This is a genomic window from Mycobacterium sp. TH-M106, assembly GCF_057473765.1.
Window position 1 is genome coordinate 1 of sequence record NZ_JBYCLE010000276.1, and the last position, 5,770, is coordinate 5,770.

Sequence of the window (5,770 nt, forward strand, 5' to 3'; positions counted from 1 at the left end):
TTCACCCGCACCAAGCATCAGGCCCGCAAGCTCGCCCGCGACCTGACCGCGGCCGGAATCCCGGCGGTCGACCTGCACGGCAACCTTTCTCAGCCCGCGCGCAACCGCAACTTGGCCGCGTTCAGCACCGGGACGACCCGCGTGCTGGTGGCCACCGACATCGCCGCGCGCGGCGTGCACGTCGACGAAGTGGAGCTGGTGGTGCATGTGGATCCGCCCGCCGAGCACAAGGCCTACCTGCACCGCTCGGGCCGCACCGCGCGAGCCGGCAGCACCGGCGACGTGGTCACGGTGGTGCTGCCCGAGCAGCGCAACGACACCTCGGTGCTGCTGCGCAAAGCCGGCATCCGTGTCCGTCCACAACCGGTGAGCGTCCATTCCGAACCGGTCGCCGCGTTAGTCAAAGACCGCGCGCCCTACCGGGCTCCGGCCACCAAGACCGCACCGGCAGCCCCGGCCCCGCCTGCCCGGTCGCGGCGGCGGCCGCGGCGCCGGCCGCGGCGAGCGTGCCGCGGTGTCGTCGCGGCCGGTGCCCCACGGCGCTGAGACGCTATCGCTGCGAGGAGACTTTCACCGATTCCGGCTGAGGCGCTTCGCCGAATCGGGCCAGTGCCAGCGTCCCGGCGACGGCTACGACGAATCCCGCGGAAACCATCCAGCCAAGGCCCTCGCGGGTGCGGTCACCGAGCCACACCACCCCGACGAACGCCGGCGCGATCGTTTCACCGACCACCATCCCAGCAACGGCCGTGGTCACAGATCCGCGATGTAGCGCGGAGGTGAGTAACAGAAAGCCCACCGCCCCACCTGCTGTCACCGCGTACAGGGCAGGGTTTGTGTAGAAGGCGCCTCTGCCGGGATCGATCGGGTCGATCAGGCGCACGCCGACCTCGACAACACCGAAGCCGGTCCCGGCGCCGAGCCCCAAGACCAGGGCACGCGGGCGTCCGTCCAGTCGGCCCCCAGCGGCGCCGACGACGAATATCGCGGCGACCACGCCCAGCAGTGCCCAGGGGAGCCCAGCCGGTCCGGGCCGGGAGCCCTCCGGTCCGGCGGCGAGCCCGAGCATCACGAAGCCGACGCAGACCACACCCACGGCCGTCCACTCGGCCGACGACAACCGCGCCGATAGCACCCAGGCGGCCACGATGGCGGTGACGGCCAGCGACCCGGCCAGCGCCACGGCAACGACGTAGATCGGTACCAAGCGCAGCGCCGCAACTTGTAACAGAAAGCCGAGGCCGTCAAGGACAAAGCCCGCGAGATAGCGCCACTGCCGGACGGCGCGCAACAGCAGCACGGCGTCGACGCCCGAGCCGTTGCCGGCTGCCACCGACCGCACCGCCGCAGCCTCGAGCACCGATGCCGTGCCGTAACACACCGAGCAGCCCAGAGCCAGCACCAACCCGATCAGCACGGATCGACAATACTCAATGGTGGGCTCGTCCGGCCGCTCGTCACGGACGTCCGGGTTTTGTTTCAATTGTTTTGATTGGAGCGGAATCGGCGGTACCCTACGGGTATGCCCACCGCCGTCGCTCCCCTGGCCCGCGAGGTCGCCGAACGAGCCCGCCAAGACGCGGGCTTCGCCGAAGTCCTCGACGCCATTTTGGCCGCACCAACCGAACCGCATGGCAGGCTCGAAAGCATTGCCGCCCAACGGCTCAACGACCAGCGCCGTCGCACCCTGGTGCAAGACTTCGTCGCCGGCGCGCTGCCGACACCGAAAGTCCAGTCTCTGCTCGGGCTCGGCTCGCCGCAGGCGGTGCACCGGTTGCGCACCCGCGGCAAGCTGCTCGGCACCGCCGTCGGCAACCGAACCTGGTTTCCCGCTTGGCAATTCGACGGCGATCGGCTACGGTCCGACCTGCCACGGATCCTGGAGCTCCTGGCCCGGTTCACCACCGACCCGCTGGCCGCCGACCGCGTGATGCGGCTGACCCACGAGGAACTGGGCGGCACGTCGATCGCCGCGGCGCTGCGGCGCCCGCAGACCGTGGACACCGCCTGGCAGATGCTCAACGCCCTCGGTGGCTAAGCCCCCAGAGCTTCCGGCCGGATACCTGGCCGAGCTGGCGCCGACACGGCCGGTCGGGCTGCGCCGTCGTCGCATCAATGCCGGCACCGACATCTGGCGGATCGACGCCACCTCCCCGAAATCGTGGACCTGGGACGGGTTCCCGCAACCGCGCTACCGGTTCGACCCGGACAGCGGCACGTTTCGCACCCGCTACGGCGCTGGCACGCTCACCGGCGCGTTCCGGGAGCGCTACCGGCCCACCGGGCTGGTGATTCCGGCCGACCACACCGATCAGCACCTGGTGCGGCTCACCGCGAGCCGGCACCTGCTGGTGCTCGACCTGCGCACCGAGGCCAATCTCGACGCCCTGGGCATCGACGACCAGATCAGCACCGGCCAGCATCCCGACGTGTGGCAGACCTGCCACCGGCTGGTCGATGCGGCCCGGCGCTGGTGGACCGAACTCGATGCGATCGTGTTCCGGTCGCGCACCACCCCGGAAAGCTCGGTCAACTTCGCGTTTTTCGCGCTCGGTGCCTTCGCCGCTGAGTCGTGGCCGCTGCGGCAGCGCACCGACGTCCTCACCGATCTGGTGTTGCGGCACGGTTTCACCGTGAACTGGGTCGACTTGGGCCGCCGCTGGAGACGCCGAGGTTGACTGCCGTTGCCGTCGCGTTAGCGTGGAATGCGAGGCCAGCGCGATGCGACAACTAAGGAGACCGACGGATGCCGCGATCACGACCGGAAACGACACTCTGATGCACGCTATGGACGAGGCAGAGGTTCGGCGAATTCTCGATGTCGGGTTACGGCTTGGGGAGCTGCTTTTGGCCTGCCAGGCGGGAACAGCCGACGTCACCGCCACGATCATCGCAGTCACCACCGCCTATGGTCTGCCCGACACCCAGGTGGAGGTCACCTCGAACTCGATCACGGTCTCGGTCCCTCGGAAGGTGCCGGGCGCGCCGGTCACCGCAATGTACCTGGTGCAGTCGCGCTCGCTGGACTACACCCGTGTCCAGCTGGCCACCGATCTCGCCCAGCGCGTCGTCGACACCACACCGGAGCCCGAGTGGGTGCAGCAGCAGCTAGACACCCTGGAGCAGGCCGAACATCCCTACCCGCGCTGGGTCTCGACCGCCGGCCTCGCGGTGATGGCCGGCGGCTTTGCCGTGCTGCTCGGTGCGGTCCCGCTGGTAGCGGTGCTCGCAACGGCAACCACCGCACTGATCGACCGGGTCGGCCGCGTCCTCAACCGCTGGCGCCTGCCCTTCCTGTTCCAGCAGGTTGTCGCCGCCACGCTGGCCACCGGTGTCGCCATCGGCGTCACCGCCGCCGGCTGGGTGCCCAAAAGCACTTCGGTATCACCGGTGGTAGCGGCCAACATCGTGGTGTTGCTGTCCGGGCTGGCCATCGTCGGCTCCTTCCAGGACGCCGTCACCGGCTACCAGCTCACCGCCGCCTCCCGAATCATGGACATCGCGCTCTCTTCGGCGGGCATCCTGGTCGGCATCGACATCGCGCTGCACATTGGGGCGGCGTTCAATGTGCACGTCCAGGTGAGCCCCGAGTTGCCGGTCGCCATCTTCGGCGTGCCAGTGCGTGTGCTGGCCGGCGCCGTCGGGGCCGTTGGGGCGGCGGTCGCGAGCTACGCGCGGCCTCGGGCGGCGGTAGCCGCGGGCGGTGCGGGGGCCATCGGCTCGGTGATCTTCTTCGCGCTGCAGCTTGCCGGGACCGACGTCATCACCGACTCGTTCGTGGCCGCCGCCGCTATCGGTCTCGGGGCGGCCGTCTTCGCGTCCCGACTGCGGGTCACACCGCTGGTGATCGTGATGGCGGGCATCATCCCGCTGGTGCCCGGGCTGACACTGTTCCGCGGTTTTGTCGAATTGGTGCACGGTAGTTCGGCCGCCGGGGGAAACCTGGCGATAGCGGCCGGGATCGCGCTGGCGCTCGGCGCGGGCGTGGTGCTCGGTCCGCTGCTGGCACCGTCCGCCCAGCGCGAACTCGGCCGCTACCGCGATCTGCTTCGCGTCGGTTCGATGCGCCGCGCGGTCAGCACACGCCGCATACCACAACTCGCCGGCATCCGACTGCCGTCCCCACGCTGGACCTCCCCCCGCGGCGGGTGGCCGCCGGGATCACAGACATCCTGAACGAGTGCGCAAGTGCACCCACAGCTCAGCCATCGTGGTGACGGCGGTCCGGTCCCGTCGATAATGACCCGGTGGCAACGACCGAGCTGGTGTCGACATCACGGGAGTTCTCGGTGTACGGCCCCTCGCATCAGGCTGTGCTTGCGGTGTTTGCGCTCGGCGCCGTACTGCTGGTCTGGGTCGGGCGCAGGCAGACCGAATCGCAAGCCCGCGTCTTCGGTCGCATCCTCGGTGTGCTCACCGCCGCGATATACGTCGCGGTTCTGGTCTACTCGCTGTTCCCGCCTGCCATCGGCCGGTCGGTACCGCTGCGTTTGACGGATCTCGCGACCGCCGCGGCGGCCTACGCCTTGTGGTCGCAACGACACTGGCCGTTTGCGCTCACCTACTACTGGGGCCTGGTGCTGAGCACACAGGCGTTGATTTCGCCGGTTCTGGTGAGTCCGGATTTTCCGCACTACCAGTTCCTCGGTTTCTGGGCGATTCACCTGCTCGTCGTCTGGGCCGCCATCTATCTCACCTGGGGCCGGCGGATGCGGCCCGACTGGCGCAGCTACCGGATCACGGTTCTGGCCACGGTGGCATGGGCCGCAGTGACGTTTGCGTTCAACAGCATCGCCGGAACCGACTACGGCTTCCTCAACGGAAAGCCCGCCACCACAACCCTATTGAACATTTTGGGGCCGTGGCCGGTGTATGTTGTGACCGCGGCCCTGCTCATCCTCATCGTCTGGGCCCTGATGACCTGGCCGTGGGAGTGGACACGGCAACGATCCCCACTAGATTCGTGGTAATAGCACCCAAGCGGGAGACCAGATGCTGAGCACCATGCAGGACGGACCGCTGTCGATCGCCAAGCTGCTCCGGTACGGCAGCACGATCCACGGCGACGCCGAAGTCATCACCTGGACCGAGGGCGGTCCCCGCCGGCAGACCTACGCACAGACCGGGAAGCGATGTGCCCAGCTCGCGCACGCCCTGCGAAAGCTCGGCATCACCGGCGACGAACGCGTCGGCACGTTCATGTGGAACAACTCCGAGCACCTGGAGGCCTACCTGGCGATCCCGGCCATGGGTGCGGTGCTGCACACGGTGAATATCCGGCTGTTCCCCGACCAGCTGGTGCACATCGTCAACCATGCCGAAGACCAGGTCATCATGGTCGACGACACGCTGCTGCCGCTGCTGGCCCCGCACCTTCCGCGGTTCACGACCGTCCAGCACCTGGTGGTGCGTGGCGATCAGATGCCCGAGGCCGACATCCCCGAGGCGATCGCCGTGCACAGCTGGGAACAGCTCATCGCCGGCGAACCGGAAGACTTCGACTGGCCCGAGGTTGACGAGCACTGCGCGGCCGCACTGTGCTACACCTCCGGCACCACCGGCGACCCGAAGGGCGTCGCCTACTCGCACCGGTCGATCTGGCTGCACTCGATGGCGGTGTGCATGACCGACGGGATGGCGTTGCGACAGGGCAACGTCGCGCTGAACATCGTCCCGCAGTTCCACGCCATGTCCTGGGGGATGCCGTATGCGGCATTCATGATCGGGGCGTCGCTGCTGATGCCCGGCCGGTTCCTGCAGCCGGCGCCGC

7 protein-coding genes are annotated in these 5,770 nt (G+C 68.6%); 6 read left to right on the forward strand and 1 reads right to left on the reverse strand.

The genetic code is table 11. From position 1 onward, the window contains the following. The coding region (locus tag AC2VOP_RS09570) for a helicase-related protein (protein WP_486960730.1) at positions 1-546 on the forward strand (546 nt) is incomplete at its 5' end. Positions 547-550: 4 nt separating this feature from the next. Here AC2VOP_RS09570 and AC2VOP_RS09575 read toward each other — a convergent pair. Then, positions 551-1,417 (reverse strand): DMT family protein, encoded by an 867-nt coding sequence (locus AC2VOP_RS09575; RefSeq protein ID WP_486960731.1) that lies wholly within the window; start codon positions 1,415-1,417, stop codon positions 551-553. Positions 1,418-1,522: 105 nt separating this feature from the next. On the opposite strand from AC2VOP_RS09575, the gene AC2VOP_RS09580 reads away from it, so the two are divergent. The 5 genes from AC2VOP_RS09580 to AC2VOP_RS09600 form a co-directional block, all read left to right on the forward strand. Then, the gene (locus tag AC2VOP_RS09580; RefSeq protein ID WP_486960732.1) at positions 1,523-2,038 is read left to right on the forward strand and encodes a hypothetical protein; all 516 of its coding nucleotides are present in this window, start codon (positions 1,523-1,525) and stop codon (positions 2,036-2,038) included. Next, entirely contained in the window at positions 2,031-2,678 is a 648-nt protein-coding gene (locus tag AC2VOP_RS09585) for an RES domain-containing protein (RefSeq protein ID WP_486960733.1), read from the forward strand. Before AC2VOP_RS09580 ends, AC2VOP_RS09585 begins: the two co-directional genes overlap by 8 nt. Positions 2,679-2,778: 100 nt before the next feature. Beyond that, complete coding sequence (locus AC2VOP_RS09590; protein ID WP_486960734.1) at positions 2,779-4,176, forward strand: threonine/serine exporter family protein; 1,398 nt, start codon at positions 2,779-2,781, stop codon at positions 4,174-4,176. Between the two features lie 86 nt (positions 4,177-4,262). After that, entirely contained in the window at positions 4,263-4,970 is a 708-nt protein-coding gene (locus AC2VOP_RS09595) for a YwaF family protein (RefSeq protein WP_486960736.1), read from the forward strand. A gap of 22 nt (positions 4,971-4,992) precedes the next feature. Beyond that, positions 4,993-5,770 (forward strand): AMP-binding protein (locus AC2VOP_RS09600; RefSeq protein ID WP_486960735.1); only part of this gene is annotated, 778 nt, incomplete at its 3' end.